Raw genomic sequence first — 22,732 nt, forward strand, 5'->3', positions numbered from 1 at the left:
ATCATCTCATTTAGTATAACATGAATGGGAAATTATAGGAAATTTTCTGAAAAAGAATGATTAAAAATCCGAACGATGGAAATGACGAACTTCTTCTGTAAGGATACGATGAAATTCTAATTCCCCTGTTAATTCTAATAACTGTAGCCCTTGAGTAATTAACTGTTCGTCATGCCTACAGATACCCAACCGAACCTGCGAGAAGCCCAACTGATCATAACGTTTCAACTTCCTAGCCAACTCAAATGCACGATTTGTAATACGACAACAATCATTAAAATAATTATTCCACAAATACATACCTGCCAGGTTTGTTAAAAGCGAAAAGCTATGGTTTTCCATATCTTTGTAATGTTTATATTTATCTAAACTATATAAAATTTTATCTGTTATATTTTTAAGTGATTCCATCGGGAAATAAAATAGTATTGTTGAAAGAATCCTTAACTCACTTTCATACCATGTATCTCGTCCTTCAATTTCTTTCCATAAAATTTCTGCTAATTGTTGTACATGCTCATTTTTATTCCCCTGTCTTATTTCAATAATGATTTTTAAAATCATTTGAATGTTTTCTATAGCTAAATCATCGTTAGTAACAGTATCTAGATATTCTTCACACATTTCACCTAATTTTTTTAATTTCTTAGTATTATAAAATGATAAATAATTCGTTACATCATGAATAATTCTTTGTCTCAAATTGCTGTAATTTATCTCATAAAGATAATTAAACTCTTCAAACGTCATATCAATCTTCCGCAGTAAATGATCCATCGTCTGATAACTAGTCATACTTTGACCACTTTCAAATTTAGAAAGATTTGATCGTGACATCCAATCTCCACAAACTTCTTTTTGGGTAAATCCCTTAGATGTACGAATTTGTTTATATACTTTACCAATATCTTGATACATAGCTTTACCTCTTTGAAATATTTTAGGTGAAAAAATAAGACATTTTGAAAACGTTGTCTATTTTTATTGTATCATAATAGGCGAAAGGAGGGAATAACCATAAAACATAAAATCATAAAAACTTTATTTCGCTTATCTCTGCTTGTAATAATTCTTTCAATTATACCTGAAGGATGGTGGGGATTTTGATTTTATAAACAACAAGGGGGTGATTACCATACTTTAGGTGGTCTGCTTTTAATTATTTACGATGACAACACAACCATATCTAAATATTATCAAAATACTATTACTACTTTTTTACTTCTAATTTTAGGAAAGGATAACTATGAAACCAAGAGATGCTGTCCCAAATAATGGACGAATCAATTTTTAATATTTGATTTATGAAAAGAAATAAATACTTTAAAGAATTGTTTATGTATAACATTCTGGCTTTGATCATTATATTCGTATTAACTAGATTTTTAAAAATTCCATTTAGATGGTGGATTACTATTGCAACTACTTCTTCTGCATACATTGTTTATCGTTGGCTAGATAAAGAGAATCATTAATATCTCTGCCTTAGCAGAGAGGTAGAGGGGCAAATGCCCCTCTATTTTTATCACAAAAAGACAGCCTTACAAATTGTAAGGCTGTCTTTTGATAGGATCATTAGCTCAATTCCGCTACAATAGCTTTCAACTGATCTTTTGAATGAACGCCAACCAGTTTTTTCACTACTTGCCCATCTTTTTTAAAGAGAAGTGTTGGAATAGACATAATCCCAAATTCAGCTGGTGTGGCTGGATTTGCATCCACATCCATTTTGAAAATCTTCAATTCATCTTCATGCACTTCTTCGGCTAATTTCTCTAAAATCGGTGTTTGCATGCGGCAAGGACCACACCATGCTGCCCAAAAGTCAATGAGGACAAGTCCATCTTTTGTTTTTTCTGCAAAATTTGCATCTGTAATTGCTGTTACCATATTGTTCTCCTCTGACGATGACCGATGCCATCGCTCTATTTCATTTCTTGACAACATTCTACACTAAAAAGAGAAATTTGCAAAATATTTGCTACGGAGCAGATTAGCATTCAATAATTCCAGAAATAGTCTTTTATAAATCAGCAAGTTCTTAAGATTAACATCTATTGTGACAGAATGTGTTACGGAGCAGAGTTAGTCACTCAAAGAAAAATGATTCGTCATCAAGTTGCTAGCGTCTAAGAGGATTTTATCTAGAAGTTGGTCAGTTGCTTCTTGTACTTTATCACTTATCGCCTGGTTTTCTGCTTCAAAGTCAACTGGATCGCCATTTGCCAAAGATCGGTCAACTCGACCAATCATTTCATGCCCCAGAGCCATGGTTGTTTCTTGGTAATCATCTAAATCTCCCAGATGACTAGAAAAATGAGCATCAGCCAAAGCAGCAATTAAGCGATTGATCCAGTAGAAGGAATCCGTCGAAACCTTGTCCGTCGTGTTGGCAAAGTAGGCTGGTGTTGTAGAGACTTGGGTAAAGAAAGGCACCGCCGTATTGTAAGGCATAGAACCATAGGACAACCATTGAATGCCCGTCGTTTCCTGCGGTTTATTGGGTCTCAACTGCAAGATCGACGTTTGACTTGTACGGTTGATCCCAATCGTGCGGAAGGTCCGCTGACTGTGAGATGTACCTTCTAAGTCATAAGGATCATAAGGAGAGTCTTGGTAATGACCGCTGAGAACATACTTGATATCTTCAATCGTGATTTTACGGTATGGTTTTTGGCACCAAGGAAGGAAAAAGGAGCGTGGGTCTTGCTCAATTTCCGGATTGAGAAAACGCTGAATATCCCAAGCCCGCGGTGTATTGTAATGGCGATCCTTGTCCTTCTGGCTACCAAAAGCATAGCGCGGATTGAAGCCCTCATTCGAGTAATTAAGATTGAGATGATTTTCCTCGATAAAACTTTTAAGATTTGGATGGCAGAGGAAATGCTCTGGGTTATCAAATTCAAAATAATCAAGGCCTAGCTGGTTTGGATTGGTCACATAGGCATCGTCAGGCACGCGTCGTGCCATCCAGTGATGTCCGCCGATTGTCTCCAACCACCAGATTTCGTCCACATCAGAAAAGGCAATCCCGTTTGACTCATAAGTGCCGTATTCTTCAAGAATCTTTCCCAAGCGCAGCACGCCCTCACGCGCCGTTTTGATATAAGGCAACACCAAGGTCAGCATGTCTTCTTCTCCGATACCAGTCGCTACCAAAGGATCGGCCCCCAATACTCGACTATTCGTGGTAATCGTCTCTGTCTCGCTCATGGCTACATTGTAAACATTGATGCCTGCTTCGCCCCAAATCCCGTCCTTAGGAATGGCGTCAGGTACTGCTGTATAGCGGACTGGATTGTCCGGTAAATCTATCTCAAAGGTTGACAGCACAGATTTGTAATGCCGCGGCTGATCTTCTGGGCTAACAACAATAAATTTCTTGGGCGTAAACACACCATTTTGTGAATCTTCTGTACGTGCAACGATAGTTGAACCATCATAACTCGCTTTTTTCCCAACTAAAATCGTCGTACAAGAATCTTGCATACCTTTTTGTCTCATAAATGTTTCCTCTCTTCATTCTTTCTTTTTTATCCTGAACAGTTTTGCTTTGTTCACCAACTCTGCATTACTTAAACACCACAATCGTTGCTCCGCTGCCTCCGGCATTTTGCGGTGCATAGCCAAAACTCTTGACATGCTTGTTACGGCGGAGATATTTGGTGACGCCTTCGCGAATGACGCCTGTCCCAATTCCGTGGATAATGTCCACCTGTGCCATATTGTTGAGCAGGGCTTGGTCGATAAAGGTGTCCAGCTCTTGCATGGCTTCTTCATAACGTTTTCCTCGCAAATCCAGTCGGGCTCTTGGTCCGCTTGTGGTTGTTCGTTTCACCACATTGACCTGCTTGCGCTTAGGTTGTTCTTTTTCAGATTTGAGCAGATTAAACTCTGCTTCCTCCAAGGTCATTTTGATGAGCCCAACTTGTGCTTCCCAGCGGCCGTCCTTGAGCTGATTGACAAGTGTCCCTCTCTGACCGTAGCTAATCACCAGAATATCGTCTCCCACCTTTGGTTTCCGTGCTTTTTTAGCTTGTTTCAACACTTTATTCTGTGACAAGTCCACCGTTTCCGGAGCTAATTTTTTCAGCTGGCTTTTGGCTTCGATAATCTCATGCGGTTTAAGACTAGACTTATCATGGAGATTTTTGAGAATGCTCTCACTCTCTGACAAAGCCAGATCAACAATTTCCTGAGCTTCCAACCGTGCCTTATTGAGCTCGGTTTCTTTCTCTCGGTTAAACTCATTGTAAAGTTTTTTAAGTGCTCGGTTAAATTTGAGATTTTCCTGCTCAACCTCACGGATATTGTCTAAGCGCTTGCGGCTTTCCAGCGTTTGCTCCTCCAGTCGCTCAATGATTCGATTAACATCGCTGTCCGTATCGGTCAATTCTTGAGCATCCTTGACCACTCTATCAGATAGACCTAAACGCCTTGCGATCTCAAAGGCATTGGAGCAGCCCGGCACTCCCTGCATAAAGCGATAAGTTGGTCTTAGACTTGCCGTATCAAACTCCATGCTAGCATTTTGTACGCCAGCCATTTCAATCCCATAAGCCTTAAGCTCTGGGTAATGAGTCGTTGCCATTGTCTTAACCTGCCGCAGCCGCAAGTCCTCAAGGATGGCCATTGCAAGAGCTGCTCCTTCCTGCGGATCGGTTCCAGCTCCCAGCTCGTCCAAAAGCACCAAAGAATTTTCGTCTGACTGCTCTAAAATGGTAACAATATTGGTCATGTGGCTAGAGAAAGTCGATAAGCTCTGCTCAATAGACTGCTCATCTCCGATGTCGGCAAAAATTTGGTCAAAAATCCCCACTCGACTACCATTATCCGCCAAAATAGGCAGACCAGACTGCGCCATGAGCTGAGCCAAGCCCAAGGTCTTCAGCATAATTGTCTTCCCACCTGTATTAGGACCAGTAATGACGATTTCCGTTAAATCCGACGCAAAGTACAAATCATTAGCCACTGCATTTTCTATCAAGGGATGAGTAACATGGAGCAGTCTAATATCCTTACTATCAGACAACATCGGCACCACCGCGCCTCTCTCCTGCATAAAACACACTTTTGCCCGAACTAGATCCAAATGCCCAATAATCCAAGCGTTATTAGCAATTTCAGCAATATGAGGACGTATTCGATCGGACAACTCTTGCAAGATACGTAGAATCTCATGACGCTCGTCTGCCTGCGCATTGGTGATTTCTTCATTGAGGTTGACTACCGCCCTCGGCTCGATATATACTGTATTTCCACTAGCAGAAATATCATGTACCACGCCTGAAATCCGATTACGAAATGTATTCTTAACTGGCAAAACATTGCGACCATTTCGACTGGCTACTACTTGATCTACCAACATATCGCCCTTCGTTTTGAGAATATCTTGCAAAATATCTCTCACTTGAACTTCATTTTCTTGAATTTTCCGGCGAATGCGAGCTAAATTGTCACTCGCAAAGCTTTCGACAAATCCACCCTCATTGATGGCTTGCAGCAATCCTTGCAGGTTAGGAAAAGCCAGTAATTTTTCAAAAAGACGGTTCAAGCGTTGCAAATCAACATTTTCCAACTCATCATAGAAATCAGTCAATTCTTGCGTGACAGTTAAAACCCGCTTCAGAGCGAGAAATTCTTCAATGTTTAAGTCGCCTTCCAGCTCCAAACGCTTGGCCAGTCCAGTAATATCTTGAGTCGCAGCCAAGCTGAAATGCGGACGCTGCACAAAAATCTGCTGCATGTCCGTCATTTCTAAAAATGCTGTCTCCAACCGTTCCTGTTTATTAGATGGAAAAAGCTGTCCTAGCTCTAAACGGCCTTGTTCTGTCAGCAGATAGGGTTCAAAGAGTGCCTTGATTTTCCCAAATTCTAATGTTTCTAAAATTTTTCTATTCATATGCTTATCTTTCCCGATGAAAAAGAAACTCAGCTAGCACCACCAACTGAGTCTTTGTATTATCCAATGATTTTGGTCACCCAGAGTTGTTTTAACACTCCTGAAGTAATCGGTGTGTGACTAATAATAAAACGAGCTATACTACTTGTATTGAGATGATTTTGAACAACTGGCAAGGGAATCGTCGCCAAAACGGTTAGGAACATTTGAATCCCAAACAAGGTAACACAAAGAGCTAAAACACCACTAGCAACATTGTACCAACGCTCGTTAGCTTTTTTATTTGGAACCAAGTGGATAAAAATTCCAATAAAACGAGCTACACTATACACAATCGTATAAATGACGAGATAAGCCAGACCAGCATAAAATACCTTGTCCAACTGGAACAATTGGCTACTTGGGAAAAAATACGTAAATGTCCCTTCCTGGGCACTCGCATAAGGTACTAAAAGATTAATTTGTTTACCTAAAGATTGGTATAGTAGCCCTGCGATAATAGCTGAAACGATCGCCGAAATAGTATAATAAGTTTGTAGTACAATTCCGCGCGAGTAGCCAATGTAAAAACTCCAAGCTAAAATCAGCAAAATCACTAACGAAATCATACAGTTTCCTCTTGCTCACTAACTTTTTGCTTGTTGGCTTCTAGCACTTTCTTACGAAGTTCTTCCAGCTCTTGCTCCTTGTCATCAAACTCAATTTCACGTGACAATTGTGTCGCTAAGCTATTGACTGCCAGTAAAATAGCTAGTGTTTCATCATCAGCCATCGGCATCTTTTCTTTAATTGCGTGATATTTTTCTGTCGCAACCTTTTCGACCTCTTCCATGAATAAATTATCGTGTTCTGTTGTTAAGGTTACGCTTTTCTTTCCGAAAATAAATTTGTATCGATTTAAGTTTGCCATAAAATCACCTCAAAATATTATACCAAAAGGAAGCCATTTTGTCAGTTTTTAAAGAAATTTATCACTTTTATGGTACAATAACAATATGGAAAGTATTACCTTACAACCCAGTGAGAAACAAATTCAAAATTTTGTTGCCCAATACCAGGAACAGCTTGTTGCTAGTAAAAATCCTTATATTCGTTACCTTTTTAAGCTTGATAAGGCAACTGCCTCCATCTACACTTCAGGAAAAATCCTCTTCCAAGGAGAAAAAGCAGAGCAGGCAGCACAATTTTTTGGCTATCAGTCTTCCAGAGAAGAAACGACAGTTCCTCAGCAAAATTGTCCTCTTATCGGGACAGATGAAGTCGGCAACGGTTCTTATTTCGGCGGACTTGCTGTTGTAGCATCTTTTGTCACACCAGGACAGCATAATTTTCTACGAAAGCTGGGAGTTGATGACTCTAAAAGCCTGACAGACCAGAAAATCAGGCAAATCGTTCCTTTGTTAAAGGAAAAGATTCAGCACCAAGCTCTGTTACTGTCTCCAAAAAAATACAACCAAGTCATTGCTGCTGGCTATAATGCAGTCTCTGTCAAGGTTGCTCTCCACAATCAAGCTATTTATCTGTTACTACAAACAGGAGTACAGCCCCAAAAAATCGTTATTGATGCTTTCACCAGCGACAAAAATTATCAAAAATATCTCCAGCGAGAAAGCAATCATTTTCCAAACCCTATTACGTTAGAAGAAAAAGCCGAAGGCAAATACCTAGCGGTAGCAGTCAGTTCTATGATCGCACGCGACTTATTTTTAGAAAATCTTGAAAATTTAAGTCAAGAGCTCGGCTACGAATTACCTAGCGGAGCAGGAGTAAAGTCCGATAAAATCGCAAGTCAGCTTCTTCAAACCTACGGTATGAAGAGTTTGGAAGCAAGCGCAAAACTACATTTTAAAAATACTGAAAAAGCCAAAAAACTTCTAGAAAGGTAAGTTATGCAAGCAAAATCAACTACTTTTTCAAAATTTATGAAAGAATGGGGATTTTTTATCCTCTTTATGGCGATCCTATTCTTATCACGCGCCTTTTTTTGGGTTCCTGTCAAGGTAGATGGTCATTCAATGGATCCGACTTTAGCTAACGGAGAATATTTATTTGTGGTCAAACACCTCCCTGTGAATCGCTTTGATATTGTCGTTGCAAGCGAAAAAGACGAAGATGGAAAAACCAAGCAAATTGTCAAGCGTGTTATCGGTCTTCCCGGAGACACTATCCGTTATGAAAATGACCAACTTTATATAAATGGTAAAAAGACTAATGAACCCTACCTTAAAAACTATATAGCAAGATTCAAAGAAGATAAATTGCAGTCAACCTATTCTTATAATAGTTATTTCCAATCTTTAGCAGATAAAGCCAAGTCCTTTACGCAAGATGCCAATGGCAACACAAACTTCACCATTGAAGTTCCAAAAGGTGAGTACCTACTTCTAGGAGATGATCGTCTCGTTTCAAAAGATAGCCGTCAGGTAGGAACGTTTAAAGCTAGTCAACTTCAAGGTGAAGCAAAATTCCGCTTCTGGCCTTTGAATAGAATCGGCACTTTCTAGTCAAGGAATTTTACTTTGATTATTTGAGTCTGGAACATCCGTTTCCAGGCTTTTACCATATCTTTTTGATGACAAATCATAACGGTTGGTTAATCATTCTAGCTCCTTGTCAGGCAAGAAAGGTGGATAAGCTAGTTGCTTATATGAAGGCGGGACGACAAAAGTAACTTCTTACGAAATACTGACTTTTGTCCCATTCCCATTCTTTTAGTATTAAACAGGAAAATTATGGAATTTTACTTTTCAGGTACCATCGAACGTATTATCTTTGAAAATCCCAGCAGTTTTTTCCGGATTCTGTTGCTAAATATTGACGACACCGATGCGGATTTTGATGATTTTGAGATTATTGTCACCGGCACTATGGCAGATATTATAGAGGGGGAAGACTATACTTTCTGGGGAAATCTCGTGCAACACCCTAAATATGGTGAACAGCTCAAACTAATACGCTATGAGCGTGCTAAACCAACCAGCAAAGGCTTGGTCAAATATTTTTCAAGCGACCATTTTAAAGGAATCGGTGTAAAAACAGCACAAAAAATTGTGGATCTCTATGGCGATAACACGATTGATAAGGTCTTGGCAGAACCTGAAAAATTACATGATATTGTAGGCCTTTCTGCTAAAAATCGCGAAGCCTTTATTATGAAACTAAGACAGAACTACGGTACCGAGCGAGTCCTTGCAAAGCTATCTGAGTACGGCATTTCAAATAAACTTGCCTTTCAGATTCAAGATTTTTACAAAGAAGAGACTCTCGAAATTGTCGAACACTATCCTTATCAATTAGTGGAAGATATTCAAGGAATAGGATTTAAAATTGCCGACCAACTGGCGCAAAGCTTAGGAATTGAAAGTACTGCTCCAGAGCGCTTCCGTGCAGGATTACTCCACACACTTCTAACCCAGTCCATGGAAAAAGGCGACACCTATCTTGAAGCAAAAGAGCTTCTGGAACATACGATTGAACTTCTGGAAAGCTCCCGACAGATCGAACTAGCTCCAAATTCTGTTGCAGATGAGCTAGCTCATTTGATTGAAGAAGATAAAGTCCAAAATGTCGATACGAAGATTTTTGAAAACAGTCTCTTTTTTGCTGAAGAAGGAATCTGCAACAATCTCTTACGCATTCTGGAGAAGGAAAATCAAAATAAATATGAACCGGAAAAAATCGAAGCTGCTCTTACTCACATTGAGGAAGAATTTGCTATTTCCTATGATGCTATCCAGAAACAAGCCATTTGCAATGCTATCCAGCATAAAATTTTCATCTTAACAGGTGGTCCTGGAACTGGAAAAACGACCGTTATCAATGGAATTATTGCTGTCTACGCGCTGCTACATGGTCTGGATTTACACAAATCTCAAGATTTACCTATCCTTTTAGCCGCTCCAACTGGGCGCGCTGCTAGACGCATGAATGAATTAACAGGACTGCCAAGCGCGACAATTCATCGGCATTTAGGCATGACAGGAGACGATGACACCAGTCATTTAGACGATTATTTGGACGCAGATTTTATTATTGTGGACGAATTTTCAATGGTAGATACTTGGTTAGCCAATCAACTACTCAGCAATATCTCTTCCAATAGCAAGTTACTCATTGTCGGAGATGCCGACCAGCTACCCTCTGTCAGTCCTGGACAAGTGTTAGCAGATTTGCTGAAAATTCCCCTCCTTCCACAGACCAAATTAGAAAAAATTTATCGGCAAGGCGAAGATTCCTCGATTGTTACCTTAGCTAGTCAGATTCAAAAAGGTGTTTTACCGCCCGACTTTACTGAAAAAAAAGCAGATCGTTCTTATTTTGAAGCTCGTAGCGAGCATATCCCACAGATGATTGAGCGCATTGTAGAAGCTGCTATCCGCAGTGGTATTCCAGCTCAAGGTGTGCAGGTGCTTGCGCCTATGTACCGTGGACAAGCCGGCATTGACCACATCAATAAACTCATGCAAGATCTGATTAATCCTGCCGAAAAAGAACAACTCATCTTTGAAGCAACTGATGGTCAATATCGACAAGGCGATCGGGTTATTCATCTAGTCAACGATGCTGAAAGCAATGTGTTTAATGGTGATTTAGGCTATATCACCGATTTGCTACCAGCAAAATATACAGACTCTAAGCAGGACGAACTGACTATCAATTTCGACGGCAATGAGATTGTTTATCAACGCAGTGAATGGTACAAGATTCGTCTGGCATACGCTATGAGTATCCACAAATCTCAGGGCAGTGAATTTCCAGTCGTCATTTTACCGATTACGTCCAGCAGCCACCGCATGCTGCAACGCAATCTTATCTATACTGCTATCACCCGCGCCAAGAGAAAATTGATTCTTCTTGGGGAAAAGTCTGCCTTTGCTTTTGCTGTCCAAAATACTGGGACAACACGTAAAACCTATCTGAAAGAGCGCTTTGAAGACTTTCTCAATGTAGAAAAAGTTATACACACTTCTGTGGATAATTTGGAAACAACTGTGGAAAACTATGTCTTGACTGAGGAAAATTTCTTGAAAATCAATCCCATGATTGGAATAACGGATGAAGATATTCAGAACATTTTTGGAGAATGATATAAAATAGGAGCGAGGCAGAACTAAAACTTGAAAATTTTTAATTCCTAACCTCACCCCCATAGAATTGCTCAACAACCCGAAAACTGTTGAGTTGGTGAATGACAAAAACGAAGCGTTCATCAAAAATCCTCTTCCGATCTAAAAAAGTGAATGAAGAAGGACTTCCTTCGCAAATCCTAACTTCAACTCCAAAGCATCACTTTGAGCCATTAGCTACTACACTCTTGATTTATTGCATCATATCTTTTGAGGCTGAAGACTTTCGTTTCAGCCTCATTTTACATTCCAAATCCAGTTACTGTCACACCCAAAAGGCGTACACCTCTTGCTTGCTCATCTAAGCTATCATAAATCTCATGTGCAATGCGCTCAATCTGCTCTGCATCTTGCGTCCTGGTCACTAAACTTTGCCTCTTTGTCAACGTCGAAAAATCTGCATAACGAATCTTCAGGACAATCGTCTTTCCAGACTTTTCATGTTTTTTTAAACTACGAGCAACCTTTTGCGATAAAAGTGTCAATTCCTTTTTTATGTCGTCTTCGTCATATAGTAATTTTCCGTAAGTCCTTTCCTTACCAATAGACTTACGAATACGATTGACTTTCACTGGTGAATTGCTGATGCCTCTTGCCTTGCGATAAAGGTCAAAACCAAACCGCCCAAACAAATCAATTAAGGTCATCTCAGAAATTTTCAACAAATCTTCCCCCGTATAAACACCCATATCATGCAGCTTTGCTACTGTCTTTTTCCCAACACCGTAAAATTTGGCAACATCCATTTGAGACAGAAAAGATTCTGCTTCTCCCGGCAAAACCACGGTCAGCCCGTGAGGCTTTTCATAGTCACTAGCCATTTTTGCCAAAAATTTGTTATAGGAAACACCCGCAGAACTTGTTAAATGAAGCTCTGTCCATATATCGTGCTGGATTAACTTGGCTATCTTGACAGCAGATTTCATTCTCAGCTTATTTTTGGTCACATCTAGATAGGCTTCATCAATACTAATGGGCTCAATCACATCTGTATATCGCCTGAAAATTTCTCGAATTTGCTGGCTTACTGCCTGATATTTTTCATAATTTCCCGAAATGAAAATCGCTTGCGGACAACGTTCGTACGCTTCTTTGGAACTCATTGCTGAATGCACGCCGAACTTTCTCGCTTCATAATTACAAGTCGAGACAACGCCTCGTCCACCTGTCAAACGGGGATCAGCTCCAATGATGACTGGTTTACCTTTTAGTGCTGGATTATCTCTTTCTTCTATAGCGGCAAAAAAGGCATCCATATCAATGTGAATAATTTTCCGAGACGTATCATTGATTAGAGGAAAGATTAACATCAACACAACTCCTTTCTTGCTTCTGTTCTTTCATTATACAATTTTTATATAATATTTGAAAATAGCTTGTGCTTTTTCAAATATATAATACAATTATTTCTTGTTTTTAAATCTGTATTATAAAAGAAAGTGCTTTTATAACCGGATTCTATTTGTGGAAACGATTACTATATGATATACTTACTTTATAAATGTAACAGTTCTCTGTTGCTAGAAAGATACAAGAGGAAAAAACATGGTTGTTAAAACTGTTGTCGAAGCACAGGATATTTTTGACAAAGCCTGGGAAGGCTTCAAAGGGGAAGATTGGCGCGAAAAAGCTAGCGTATCTCGTTTTGTACAAGCAAACTACACTCCTTATGACGGAGATGAAAGTTTCTTAGCTGGTCCAACTGAACGCTCTCTTCACATTAAAAAAATTATCGAAGATACAAAAGCACACTATGAAGAAACGCGTTTCCCAATGGATACACGTGCTACTTCAATCGCTGACATCCCAGCTGGATATATTGACAAAGATAATGAATTGATTTATGGTATCCAAAATGATGAATTGTTTAAATTGAATTTCATGCCCAAAGGTGGTATCCGTATGGCGGAAACTGCTTTGAAGGAACATGGCTATGAACCAGATCCTAAAATGCATGAAATTTTTACAAAATATGTAACAACTGTAAATGACGGTATTTTCCGTGCTTACACAACAAATATCCGCCGTGCACGCCATGCGCATACTGTTACAGGTTTGCCAGATGCTTACTCACGCGGACGTATCATTGGTGTTTACGCACGTCTTGCTCTTTACGGTGCAGATTACTTGATGGCAGAAAAAGTTGAAGATTGGAATGCTTTAACTGAAATTGACGAAGAAACAATCCGTCTCCGCGAAGAAATCAACCTTCAATACCAATCATTGAAAGAAGTTGTTCGCCTGGGTGACCTTTACGGAGTAGATGTTCGCCGTCCTGCCTTTGACGTTAAAGAAGCTATCCAATGGACTAACATCGCCTTCATGGCTGTCTGCCGTGTCGTAAATGGTGCTGCTACTTCTCTTGGACGTGTGCCTATCGTTCTTGACATTTATGCAGAACGTGACTTGGCTCGTGGTACTTACACTGAATCAGAAATCCAAGAATTTGTTGATGATTTCGTCTTGAAACTTCGTACTGTAAAATTTGCTCGTACAAAAGCATACGATCAACTCTACTCAGGTGACCCAACCTTCATCACAACGTCTATGGCGGGTATGGGAAATGATGGTCGTCACCGTGTGACAAAAATGGACTACCGTTTCTTGAATACACTTGACAATATTGGTAACTCACCAGAGCCAAACTTAACAGTTCTTTGGACAGATAAATTACCATATGCATTCCGTCATTACTGCATGCACATGAGCCACAAGCACTCTTCTATTCAATACGAAGGTGTAACAACAATGGCGAAAGATGGCTATGGTGAAATGAGTTGTATTTCATGCTGTGTGTCTCCACTCGACCCAGAAAATGAAGAACAACGCCATAACATCCAATACTTTGGTGCTCGTGTAAACGTATTAAAAGCTCTTCTTACAGGTCTTAACGGTGGTTACGATGATGTTCACAAAGATTACAAAGTATTTGACATCGAACCTATTCGTGATGAAGTCCTTGACTTTGATACTGTTAAGGCAAACTTTGAAAAATCGCTCGATTGGTTGACAGATACTTACGTAGATGCATTGAATATCATTCACTACATGACAGATAAGTACAACTACGAAGCTGTTCAAATGGCCTTCTTGCCAACCCACCAACGTGCTAATATGGGATTTGGTATCTGTGGATTTGCCAATACAGTTGATACATTGTCAGCTATTAAGTATGCGACGGTCAAACCAATCCGTGACGAAAATGGTTATATCTACGACTACGAAACTACTGGCGAATACCCACGTTGGGGCGAAGACGATCCTCGCTCAAACGAATTGGCTGAATGGTTGATTGAAGCTTACACTACTCGTCTGCGCAGCCACAAACTCTACAAGAACGCAGAAGCTACTGTATCCCTTCTTACAATCACTTCGAACGTTGCCTACTCTAAACAAACTGGTAACTCACCGGTCCACAAAGGGGTATACCTCAACGAAGATGGTTCAGTGAACTTATCTAAATTGGAATTCTTCTCACCAGGTGCAAACCCATCTAACAAAGCTCGTGGTGGTTGGTTGCAAAACCTCAACTCACTAGCCAGCCTTGACTTTGGCTATGCAGCAGATGGTATCTCTCTCACTACACAAGTTTCACCTCGTGCTCTTGGTAAGACTCGTGAAGAACAAGTGGATAACTTGGTCACAATTCTTGACGGTTACTTTGAAAATGGAGGACAACACGTCAACTTGAACGTTATGGATCTTAAAGATGTCTATGATAAGATTATGAATGGTGAAGATGTTATCGTTCGTATCTCAGGTTACTGTGTCAATACCAAATACCTTACTAAAGAACAAAAAACTGAATTGACTCAACGTGTCTTCCACGAAGTGCTTTCAATGGATGACGCCCTTAGCTAATTCAATTCTATTCTCAAAAACCAGTTGGAAATTCCAGCTGGTTTTCTTCTTTTTTATGCTATAATAGAGATATTGTTAGTTAAAAGAAAAGGGTGTAAAAATGGTGGAGAAAAGAGATGTAGAAAGGGAAGACAAATTTAATCTAACTGTTGATGTCCTGATGTTAGCAGGTACGCTTCTGCTTCAAAGTGGTTCTGAAATTTATCGGGTTGAAGATACCATGATTCGGATTGCTCATTCTCAAGGAATTATGGATTGTAATGCACTCGCAATGCCAGTTGCCATTTTCTTTTCAATTGAAAACACCAATATTTCGCGTATGAAACGGATTACTCACTCAAATTATAATATTGAAAAAGTATGTGATGTCAACCAAGTATCACGCGAGCTTGTTAGTGGAGATATTACTCTTGAAGAAGCGTTTGAGAAATTAGCTCAGCTAAAAAAGAAAAAAGCGCCTTATACAAATAAACAGCTAACGCTTGCTGCTACTATTAGTGCCCCTTTTTTCTCTATAATGTTTGGTGGCAATCTCTATGATGCGCTTGGCGCTGCTCTTGCGACCTTCTTTGGCTTTGCCTTTTCTCTTTCGGTCAATAAATACGTGCGCATTCCTTTTGTCACAGCTTTTGCCGGAGCTTTTATTTTTGGTCTGCTGGCACAGATCTGGGCGCGCTATTCTGGCTTTCCTTCCAGTGCTGACTTAATCATCGCTGGTGCTGTCATGCCTTTTGTTCCCGGTATTGCTCTAACCAATGCTGTACGGGATTTGATGACCAATCATCTCAACTCTGGTATGAGCAAAATTTTTGAAACGCTGTTAATTACTCTAGCACTCGGAGCTGGCACTTCCGTAGCTCTCGTCCTAATGAAATAAAAGGTGAATCCATTGACTGTCTTACTACAAGCTGCAGCAAGTTTTCTTGCAATTGTAATGTTCTTAATCGTTTTAAATGTTCAAAAAAGCATGCTCATTCCAGGGGGAGCTCTTGGAATGTTTATCTGGCTATTATATTATGTACTAAAAGGTCCGACAAATGTCATCATTGCTACGTTCATCGCAGCTATTATTGGGTCTTGCATTAGTCAAGTGTTGAGTATTCTCTACAAAACGCCCGCAGTCGTTTTTATCTTAGCCATTTTGGCTCCTTTGGTTCCAGGTTACCTTTCCTATCGTACAACCGCTTTTTTCGTTACCGGAAATTATAGCCACGCTATGGTAAATGCCACACTAGTGGTAATTCTGGCCTTAGTGATTTCGATCGGAATGGCAAGTGGCACAGTAGTGCTCAGACTATACCATTATCTAAAAAAGCATCGCTCCTCATAATTCGACATAACTCCTGAAAATGTCCCAAGTCTTTCTTTTCGCAAGATGGCTTTTTTCTCAGTTTCCACTTGAATTATGATAAAATGGAATAGAATAAGTTTGATATCAAACCGAAAAATATATAGAGGTAATGATGAACATTGGAATTGATAAAATTGGCTTTGCAACAGCCAATTATGTATTAAAGTTAGCCGATTTAGCAGAGGCACGTAATATTGCGCCAGAAAAATTAAGTAAGGGACTTCTGGTAAAGGAATTCAGTGTCGCTCCTGTTACAGAAGATATTGTAACGATGGGAGCAAGCGCTGCAGCAGCCATTTTGACAGAAGAAGATAAAAATGAGATTGACATGGTTATCGTAGCCAGCGAATCTGGAATTGACCAAAGCAAGGCTTCCGCTGTTTTTGTTCATGGTCTACTCAGAATTCAGCCATTCGCACGCAGCTTTGAAATGAAAGAGGCTTGCTATAGCGCTACTGCTGCACTAGATTATGCGAAGCTGCATGTCGAAAAGCGTCCTAGTTCAAAAGTATTGGTCATTGCAAGTGACATTGCCAAGTACGGTATTGAAACACCGGGAGAGCCAACACAAGGGGCTGGAGCAGTAGCTATGCTCATCACAAATAACCCACGGATTCTCATTTTTAATGAAGATAATGTTGCTCAGACGCGAGATATTATGGACTTTTGGCGACCAAATTATTCTACAACGCCGTTTGTCAATGGTCTATATTCTACTCAGCAATATTTGGATAGTTTAGAAACGACTTGGATAGAATATCAAAAACGCAACCAAGTGTCCTTAAAAGATTTTGCAGCAGTTTGCTTCCATCTGCCTTATCCCAAACTAGCCTTAAAAGGGCTGAAAAAGATTATGGATAAGAGTTTGCCAATTGAGCAGCAAGAGCAACTACAAGCGAATTTCGAGCAATCCATTCTTTACAGTCAAAAAGTGGGTAACATCTACACAGGCTCTCTCTTTTTAGGTCTCCTTTCTCTACTTGAAAATAGCTCAACACTTAAAACAGGTGACCGGATTGCACTTTTTAGCTATGGGAGCGGGGCTGTGTCAGAAATCTTTAGTGGTCAGCTCGTAGCAGGCTTTAAGCAGCAACTGCAAACCAATCATATGGAAATACTCAACAATCGCACGCTGTTAAGCATTCCAGATTATGAGAAACTATTTTTTGAAGAAGCAAATCTGGATAAAAACGGATCTGCTAGCTTTACAAACTATGAAAACCAAGACTTTGCTTTAGCAGAAATTGTTGAGCACCAACGTAGATACATCAAGGTGGAAAAATAACATGAAGTTAAGTTGGACAGGTTTTTCTAAAAAATCGCTACAAGAACGATTAAAGTTCCTGCAAGATTATCACTTGCTAACCGAAAACAATCAAGCAAACCTTGAATATAATCACACACTTCCTCTTTCAACGGCTGATCAAATGAGCGAAAATGTCATCGGAACCTTTGCCCTTCCTTACGCTTTCGTTCCCGATGTCATGGTAGACGGACAAGTTTATCAAGTTCCTTTTGTAACAGAAGAACCTTCTGTCGTTGCGGCTGCCAGCTTTGCAGCAAAAATGATTAAACGTTCTGGAGGCTTCAAAACAACCATTCACAATCGCCAAATGATTGGACAAGTTGCCCTTTATCATGTGCCAGATATTAAAAATGCCATAAACAACATTCAGGAAAAGAAGCAAAAGTTACTAGAATTGGCAAATCAAGCCCATCCATCAATTGTCAAACGTGGAGGTGGAGCACGCCATTTGCATGCGGAATACCTAAATGGTGAAGCTGAATTTCTAATCGTCTACCTAACAGTTGACACCCAAGAAGCTATGGGAGCCAATATCCTCAATACCATGCTAGAAGCATTAAAATCACCATTAGAAGAGTTATCTGGTGGTAAAAGTTTGATGGCAATTTTATCAAATTATGCGACGGAAGCCTTAGTAACTGCCACCTGTGAAATTGATATCCGTTTTCTCGACCGAAATAAGTCAGAAGCCCTTGATATTGCTAAGAAAATAGTGTTAGCAAGCCAATTTGCCAAGCAAGATCCTTATCGCGCCAGCACCCACAACAAAGGAATCTTCAATGGGATTGACGCCGTCGTACTGGCAACAGGAAATGACTGGCGGGCAATTGAAGCGGGCGCACATGCCTATGCTAGCAGAAATGGAACTTATCAAGGATTGACGACTTGGTCCATCAAGGAAGCTTCTCAAACACTCTACGGAGAGATTACTCTTCCACTTCCCATCGCTACAAAAGGCGGTTCCATCGGACTCAATCCTACAGTAGAAGTTAGCTTTGACTTGCTAAACCAACCAACCGCCAAAGAGTTAGCCAGTATCATTGCGTCTATTGGTTTAGCACAAAACTTTGCGGCTTTGAAAGCACTGGTCAGTACCGGCATTCAGCAGGGTCACATGAAACTGCAAGCTAAATCTCTCGCTCTTTTAGCCGGAGCTCAAGACACAGAAATCTCTCCTTTGGTTTCTCAACTCATTTCCGAGAAAAATTTTAGTCTCAAAAGAGCACAAGAAATTTTAGAAGACTTTCGTCAAAAACCATAAGCAAAAAAGAATCCGATAAGTGAACAACTCATCGGGTTTCTTTTTTCATTTGATTTTGTGCTTCTCGCAAACGTCCATACAAAAGATAAGGTACTTGCCTTAACTCCGTCAAATTTTGACAAGCAAGTGCACACATAATCAAGCGTATATCTTCCTTCCAACTATTGATAATAGAAATGACTTCGGTTACTGAATACCTCTCGATTAATTCTAACATCGTGCGCGAAAGCCCAACAGCTTTAGCGCCTAAAACAAATGCCTTAACCATATCAAGCGGCTGACGTACTCCGCCGCTAACAAGAAGGTCCATTTTATCCATCATCGACCGAGCATTCAATAAGGCTTGGAGAGTAGACTGCCCCCAATCATTGAGATAATCTCGATTGCCGCCACGCCTGTTTTCAATATAGGCGAAGCTCGTTCCGCCACGTCCAGAAAGGTCTACTGTTCGGATACCCAAGTCATAAGCCGTTTGAATCGTCGCTAAGTCCATACCAAAACCAACTTCTTTTAGTACGATTGGGACTGTGCTTTTTTCAGCATAGTCTTTTAAATGTGCTCGCCAAGTTTTAAAGGAGCGTTCTCCTTCAGGCATTAGTAATTCTTGCATGAGGTTCACATGCACTTGTAAAAATAGAGGGTGAAGATTTGTGATAGCTTGCTGTCCCAGTGAATAGGGCTTATCCAGTCCAATATTGGTGGCAAGGAGTAGATCTGGCTTATCTTTTTTAACGGCATAAGAATCATCCGCTGGATTATTCAAAGCAGCACTGTAAGATCCTGTGACAAACAGAATACCGCACGCTTCCGCTACTTGAGCTAAGCGTTGATTGATGTCTTTCCCCTTCTCGCTTCCACCTGTCATAGCATTGATGTAAAACGGAAACTCCCAGTCTCTACCTGCAAAATGCGTTGTTACATCAATCTCGTCCAAATCATACTTAGGAAGCGAGCAATGAATGAGCTCCATGTCATCAAAACTATTATAAGGCGACTCGTACTTGAGTGCGTACTTTATGTGTTCATCTTTACGATTTCGGCTCATCTATCCCACCTCTCCTTATATAAAACCTCGATTCCTGCCGCTTGCCAACGCTCCACTAAGATTTGACTGGCTTCGGAATCAAAAGACAAGGCTATGCCACAATCACCACCGCCAGCACCGCTGCTTTTTGCCATACAGTCCAATCCTTGACTAGACCTTTTTAAAGCTCTCAATTTTTCATTATAAATAGCAGGGCTAAGTTGCAGCAGGAGGCAACTAACTTTTTCTAGACTTTGCTTCACAATTTCTTTCTCACCAACAAGCAACGCTTTCTCCAGTCGAAGGACTTCTTCTTGCGTTTGTGTTAAAAAGCTTGATGAGATTTTTGCTTTGACTTGATTGATGAGAACGCTAGAAATAGCTGGTTCTCTCGTCCAGCCCACGAGGAAATCACATGGAAGCTGTGGATGGATTGTCCGGATAATGTATCCCCAATCTTGTGTCACTATCTTTTCTAAAGGAAGCTCATTGATCTGCTCTGCTATTTTTTTTCGATTAAAAGATTGGTAATAAATCAAGTCCTCATAGGCGATACAAGCTACATCCCCCATTGAACCATTATCTCCCCGTTTAAGGAGGACATAGGCTGCCAACTTAAAGGTTTCATCCGCAGATAATGGCACATCAAACAAAGATGCTATCGCCCTTATCGTCACAACCACTACGCTACCACTAGACCCCAAACCGATTTTTTTCCCATCTCGTTCCATTTTTCCAGTAATGGTTAAAGAAAACGGGCTTAATGAAATAGATTGACTTTGTAAAAACTCATCCATGACAGCAACTGTCTCTTGAATGAGACTGTAATCATCATCAGGTGTCAGATCCACAGCATGGTCAAACATATCTGAAAATAGGCGATACTGTTCAGCAAAATGAATTTTCCCAGTCATGTAGATAGGAATATGTTTCAAAATCGCTCCTTGCCCTGCCGTCAAGACAGAATATTCTCCTGCTAAATATAATTTCCCACATGTTCTTACTGTCTTAGTCATCTGGTAATTCCTTCGTTTTAGAAACAATGAGATGATATTTTTCAGCAAATATTGGTACTAAATGTTCCAAATCTTCTTCTAAGCACAAAACTTTTACATTTGGCCCTGCATCCATGGTGAAATAGCAACGCTCTCCCTCACTTCGTAATTGCTTAACAAAATCCATCGCTTCATAAGTTTTCTCGGTCAAATAAGAAAAAGGGGGGCTTGCAGTCTGAGTGGTAGCATGCATGGCAAGTGCATTTTTTTCTGTTAGTTCTCCAATTTTAGAAAAATGATTGTTAGAAAGATAAATCAGCATAGCTTTGTAATCTTCTTCTGACTGTCTCACCCAATCATCAAATATTGTTGAAGTTTCTGCACACCGTTTCATACCTTCACGACTCGAAATAGGCTTTTTCTGATCATATAAGACCAACATAATCATGGCTAATTTCAAATCCGTCTTTACTGGATAAATTTCACCGCTATCTTTGTCCCAAGCCGAAATTGGACCATAAAAGCTCCGCGAAGACGAGCCAGAAGCTAATTTTGCTTTTTGTGCCAGTTGTTTTGTGGACAAGTATAGTCCAAAAAATTCATTGCATGCCTTAACGAGGGCAGATAAACCGCTTGAACTAGAAGATAACCCTGCTGCTGTCGGCATATTATTTTTTGTATCAATTCGCACAAACCCAGATCCTGCAGGACGGAAACGATCTATAATTTCACTCATTTTTTTGTGTTCAGTTTGATCTTGCAAAATACCATTGATGTAAAATTCATCTGACTGGGCACTGACCGGCAAACTTGATAAGCTCGTTTCTGTGTACATATTTTCCAAGGTCAAAGAAATGCTGCTCGTCGCAGGAATCATCTTAGCAGTATCTTTCTTACCCCAATATTTGATAATGGCAATATTGGCATAAGACCGCACGTTTACAGACTTTCGATCCATGTATGCACCGCTCCTTTCTCTCTCAATAACTGGGATAGCCAACTAGCTTTTTCTTTGTTAGCCACTAGAGCAATGATGCAACCGCCAAGACCACCACCGCTCATTTTCGCACCAAGTGCTCCATTTGCTTGCGCCATAGAAACCAGTTTATCTGCTTCTGAGCAACTAACACCTAAACTTTTTAGGCTTAGATGAGCTTCTGACATAGCCATACCAATTGCTTCTAAATCTTTAATTTTCAACGCCGCTTCAACTTCATTCGTCAATTTACCAAGCTGATGCAAATGTGGCAAAGCCCTTCTTCCAATACTTTCCACCTTTTGAATCGCTTCGCGTGTATGCCCATAAATCCCTGTATCTGCTATCACAAGATAAGCTCCAAGATTCGTCTCGAACTCTGAAAAACCAACATTTTTGATAAATTTAATAGCACGATCGCTCAAGCAAGTCTTCGCATCCAATCCACTCGGATTCATGTGGGCAATCATCTCCGCTCGATTCGCTAAAATCTCAAGAGTTTCTTTATCTAAATCTTGTTCATAATAGTCAAAGACAGCTCGAATCGCAGCAATGCTCACTGCCGCAGAAGAACCCATTCCCCGCTTTTCAGGTACCATTGATTCAATCTCGCACCGAATATCAGCCTCTTGTATCCCTAAAAATTCTAAAGAAGCAAAAACCGCCATAGAGAGGGTATCTTCCTCGTATAAAACCCATGTATGATTTGACGGTAGAATACGACAAGTCACTTCGATATTATTTAAAGGCAAGGCTAACGCAGGGTAACCATATACAACAGCATGTTCCCCTATCAAAATAATTTTACTGTGTGCCCGACCGACACCTACTTTTTTCGTCATAGTCTCTCTCTATATCACATACTTCATCTATTATTTTAATATAATTCAGAGAAAAAAGCGATCGTTATTTTTCAATTCCTTTTATATT

Annotated in this window: 19 protein-coding genes; 8 read left to right on the forward strand and 11 right to left on the reverse strand. The window is 40.1% G+C overall.

The window, feature by feature from the left end; genetic code table 11:
* Positions 1-60: 60 nt before the first annotated feature.
* The 6 genes from HMPREF2963_RS02470 to HMPREF2963_RS02495 all read right to left on the reverse strand — a co-directional run bounded on the left by HMPREF2963_RS02470 (position 61) and on the right by HMPREF2963_RS02495 (position 6,812).
* Positions 61-918: a helix-turn-helix domain-containing protein gene (locus tag HMPREF2963_RS02470; RefSeq protein ID WP_070668433.1), complete on the reverse strand. Its 858-nt coding sequence runs from the start codon at positions 916-918 to the stop codon at positions 61-63.
* Between the two features lie 657 nt (positions 919-1,575).
* Positions 1,576-1,947: a thioredoxin gene (gene trxA / locus HMPREF2963_RS02475; protein WP_304364684.1), complete on the reverse strand. Its 372-nt coding sequence runs from the start codon at positions 1,945-1,947 to the stop codon at positions 1,576-1,578.
* A 138-nt stretch (positions 1,948-2,085) separates the two neighbouring features.
* Complete coding sequence (locus tag HMPREF2963_RS02480) at positions 2,086-3,504, reverse strand: C69 family dipeptidase (protein ID WP_070668436.1); 1,419 nt, start codon at positions 3,502-3,504, stop codon at positions 2,086-2,088.
* A 67-nt stretch (positions 3,505-3,571) separates the two neighbouring features.
* Positions 3,572-5,902 (reverse strand): endonuclease MutS2, encoded by a 2,331-nt coding sequence (locus HMPREF2963_RS02485; RefSeq protein WP_070668438.1) that lies wholly within the window; start codon positions 5,900-5,902, stop codon positions 3,572-3,574.
* A gap of 59 nt (positions 5,903-5,961) precedes the next feature.
* On the reverse strand, positions 5,962-6,510 hold the full coding sequence (locus tag HMPREF2963_RS02490) for a CvpA family protein (RefSeq protein ID WP_037596546.1): 549 nt from the start codon (positions 6,508-6,510) through the stop codon (positions 5,962-5,964).
* The gene (locus tag HMPREF2963_RS02495) at positions 6,507-6,812 is read right to left on the reverse strand and encodes a hypothetical protein (protein WP_003070932.1); all 306 of its coding nucleotides are present in this window, start codon (positions 6,810-6,812) and stop codon (positions 6,507-6,509) included. The genes HMPREF2963_RS02490 and HMPREF2963_RS02495 overlap by 4 nt, the downstream gene beginning before the upstream one ends.
* Positions 6,813-6,897: 85 nt before the next feature.
* On the opposite strand from HMPREF2963_RS02495, the gene rnhC reads away from it, so the two are divergent.
* From rnhC to HMPREF2963_RS02510, 3 genes are all read left to right on the forward strand, one after another.
* Complete coding sequence (gene rnhC / locus HMPREF2963_RS02500; RefSeq protein ID WP_070668440.1) at positions 6,898-7,788, forward strand: ribonuclease HIII; 891 nt, start codon at positions 6,898-6,900, stop codon at positions 7,786-7,788.
* 3 nt (positions 7,789-7,791) lie between these two features.
* Positions 7,792-8,406 carry a signal peptidase I gene (lepB, locus tag HMPREF2963_RS02505; protein WP_049492195.1) on the forward strand — a complete coding sequence of 205 codons (615 nt, stop codon included), beginning with the start codon at positions 7,792-7,794 and terminating at the stop codon, positions 8,404-8,406.
* A gap of 228 nt (positions 8,407-8,634) precedes the next feature.
* Complete coding sequence (locus HMPREF2963_RS02510) at positions 8,635-10,989, forward strand: SF1B family DNA helicase RecD2 (protein ID WP_070668443.1); 2,355 nt, start codon at positions 8,635-8,637, stop codon at positions 10,987-10,989.
* 281 nt (positions 10,990-11,270) lie between these two features.
* On the opposite strand, the gene dinB is transcribed toward HMPREF2963_RS02510, so the two are convergent.
* A complete protein-coding gene (gene dinB, locus HMPREF2963_RS02515) occupies positions 11,271-12,338 on the reverse strand; it encodes a DNA polymerase IV (RefSeq protein ID WP_070668446.1) in 1,068 nt (355 codons plus the stop codon).
* Between the two features lie 235 nt (positions 12,339-12,573).
* On the opposite strand from dinB, the gene pflB reads away from it, so the two are divergent.
* The 5 genes from pflB to HMPREF2963_RS02540 all read left to right on the forward strand — a co-directional run bounded on the left by pflB (position 12,574) and on the right by HMPREF2963_RS02540 (position 18,807).
* Positions 12,574-14,889 carry a formate C-acetyltransferase gene (pflB, locus tag HMPREF2963_RS02520; RefSeq protein WP_070668448.1) on the forward strand — a complete coding sequence of 772 codons (2,316 nt, stop codon included), beginning with the start codon at positions 12,574-12,576 and terminating at the stop codon, positions 14,887-14,889.
* 100 nt (positions 14,890-14,989) lie between these two features.
* On the forward strand, positions 14,990-15,766 hold the full coding sequence (locus tag HMPREF2963_RS02525) for a threonine/serine exporter family protein (RefSeq protein ID WP_003027066.1): 777 nt from the start codon (positions 14,990-14,992) through the stop codon (positions 15,764-15,766).
* Positions 15,767-15,769: 3 nt separating this feature from the next.
* Positions 15,770-16,219 (forward strand): threonine/serine exporter family protein, encoded by a 450-nt coding sequence (locus tag HMPREF2963_RS02530; RefSeq protein WP_148132055.1) that lies wholly within the window; start codon positions 15,770-15,772, stop codon positions 16,217-16,219.
* A gap of 133 nt (positions 16,220-16,352) precedes the next feature.
* Complete coding sequence (locus tag HMPREF2963_RS02535; protein WP_048800289.1) at positions 16,353-17,525, forward strand: hydroxymethylglutaryl-CoA synthase; 1,173 nt, start codon at positions 16,353-16,355, stop codon at positions 17,523-17,525.
* 1 nt (position 17,526) lies between these two features.
* Entirely contained in the window at positions 17,527-18,807 is a 1,281-nt protein-coding gene (locus HMPREF2963_RS02540; RefSeq protein ID WP_070668450.1) for a hydroxymethylglutaryl-CoA reductase, degradative, read from the forward strand.
* A 28-nt stretch (positions 18,808-18,835) separates the two neighbouring features.
* On the opposite strand, the gene fni is transcribed toward HMPREF2963_RS02540, so the two are convergent.
* The 4 genes from fni to mvk are packed head-to-tail and all read right to left on the reverse strand — an operon-like array spanning position 18,836 to position 22,644.
* Positions 18,836-19,852 (reverse strand): type 2 isopentenyl-diphosphate Delta-isomerase, encoded by a 1,017-nt coding sequence (fni, locus tag HMPREF2963_RS02545; RefSeq protein WP_049476317.1) that lies wholly within the window; start codon positions 19,850-19,852, stop codon positions 18,836-18,838.
* Complete coding sequence (locus HMPREF2963_RS02550) at positions 19,849-20,847, reverse strand: phosphomevalonate kinase (protein ID WP_048800292.1); 999 nt, start codon at positions 20,845-20,847, stop codon at positions 19,849-19,851. The genes fni and HMPREF2963_RS02550 overlap by 4 nt, the downstream gene beginning before the upstream one ends.
* Positions 20,840-21,784, reverse strand: a complete 945-nt coding sequence (gene mvaD, locus HMPREF2963_RS02555) for a diphosphomevalonate decarboxylase (RefSeq protein ID WP_070668452.1) — start codon at positions 21,782-21,784, stop codon at positions 20,840-20,842. The genes HMPREF2963_RS02550 and mvaD overlap by 8 nt, the downstream gene beginning before the upstream one ends.
* Complete coding sequence (gene mvk / locus HMPREF2963_RS02560; RefSeq protein ID WP_049476314.1) at positions 21,766-22,644, reverse strand: mevalonate kinase; 879 nt, start codon at positions 22,642-22,644, stop codon at positions 21,766-21,768. Before mvk ends, mvaD begins: the two co-directional genes overlap by 19 nt.
* Positions 22,645-22,732: the final 88 nt, after the last annotated feature.

It is taken from the genome of Streptococcus sp. HMSC067A03 (assembly GCF_001814295.1).
Taxonomy (GTDB): Bacteria; Bacillota; Bacilli; order Lactobacillales; family Streptococcaceae; genus Streptococcus; species Streptococcus constellatus.

Bases quoted from the DNA above. Each gene is read 5' to 3' on its own strand.
- trxA (WP_304364684.1), bottom strand. From the start codon at position 1,947: ATGTTGTCAAGAAATGAAATAGAGCGATGGCATCGGTCATCGTCAGAG.
- rnhC (WP_070668440.1), top strand. From the start codon at position 6,898: ATGGAAAGTATTACCTTACAACCCAGTGAGAAACAAATTCAAAATTTT.
- HMPREF2963_RS02525 (WP_003027066.1), top strand. From the start codon at position 14,990: ATGGTGGAGAAAAGAGATGTAGAAAGGGAAGACAAATTTAATCTAACT.
- HMPREF2963_RS02540 (WP_070668450.1), top strand. From the start codon at position 17,527: ATGAAGTTAAGTTGGACAGGTTTTTCTAAAAAATCGCTACAAGAACGA.
- fni (WP_049476317.1), bottom strand. From the start codon at position 19,852: ATGAGCCGAAATCGTAAAGATGAACACATAAAGTACGCACTCAAGTAC.
- HMPREF2963_RS02470 (WP_070668433.1), bottom strand. From the start codon at position 918: ATGTATCAAGATATTGGTAAAGTATATAAACAAATTCGTACATCTAAG.
- mvaD (WP_070668452.1), bottom strand. From the start codon at position 21,784: ATGGATCGAAAGTCTGTAAACGTGCGGTCTTATGCCAATATTGCCATT.
- dinB (WP_070668446.1), bottom strand. From the start codon at position 12,338: ATGTTAATCTTTCCTCTAATCAATGATACGTCTCGGAAAATTATTCAC.
- HMPREF2963_RS02480 (WP_070668436.1), bottom strand. From the start codon at position 3,504: ATGAGACAAAAAGGTATGCAAGATTCTTGTACGACGATTTTAGTTGGG.
- HMPREF2963_RS02550 (WP_048800292.1), bottom strand. From the start codon at position 20,847: ATGACTAAGACAGTAAGAACATGTGGGAAATTATATTTAGCAGGAGAA.
- HMPREF2963_RS02485 (WP_070668438.1), bottom strand. From the start codon at position 5,902: ATGAATAGAAAAATTTTAGAAACATTAGAATTTGGGAAAATCAAGGCA.
- HMPREF2963_RS02510 (WP_070668443.1), top strand. From the start codon at position 8,635: ATGGAATTTTACTTTTCAGGTACCATCGAACGTATTATCTTTGAAAAT.
- HMPREF2963_RS02495 (WP_003070932.1), bottom strand. From the start codon at position 6,812: ATGGCAAACTTAAATCGATACAAATTTATTTTCGGAAAGAAAAGCGTA.
- HMPREF2963_RS02535 (WP_048800289.1), top strand. From the start codon at position 16,353: ATGAACATTGGAATTGATAAAATTGGCTTTGCAACAGCCAATTATGTA.
- mvk (WP_049476314.1), bottom strand. From the start codon at position 22,644: ATGACGAAAAAAGTAGGTGTCGGTCGGGCACACAGTAAAATTATTTTG.
- lepB (WP_049492195.1), top strand. From the start codon at position 7,792: ATGCAAGCAAAATCAACTACTTTTTCAAAATTTATGAAAGAATGGGGA.
- HMPREF2963_RS02490 (WP_037596546.1), bottom strand. From the start codon at position 6,510: ATGATTTCGTTAGTGATTTTGCTGATTTTAGCTTGGAGTTTTTACATT.
- pflB (WP_070668448.1), top strand. From the start codon at position 12,574: ATGGTTGTTAAAACTGTTGTCGAAGCACAGGATATTTTTGACAAAGCC.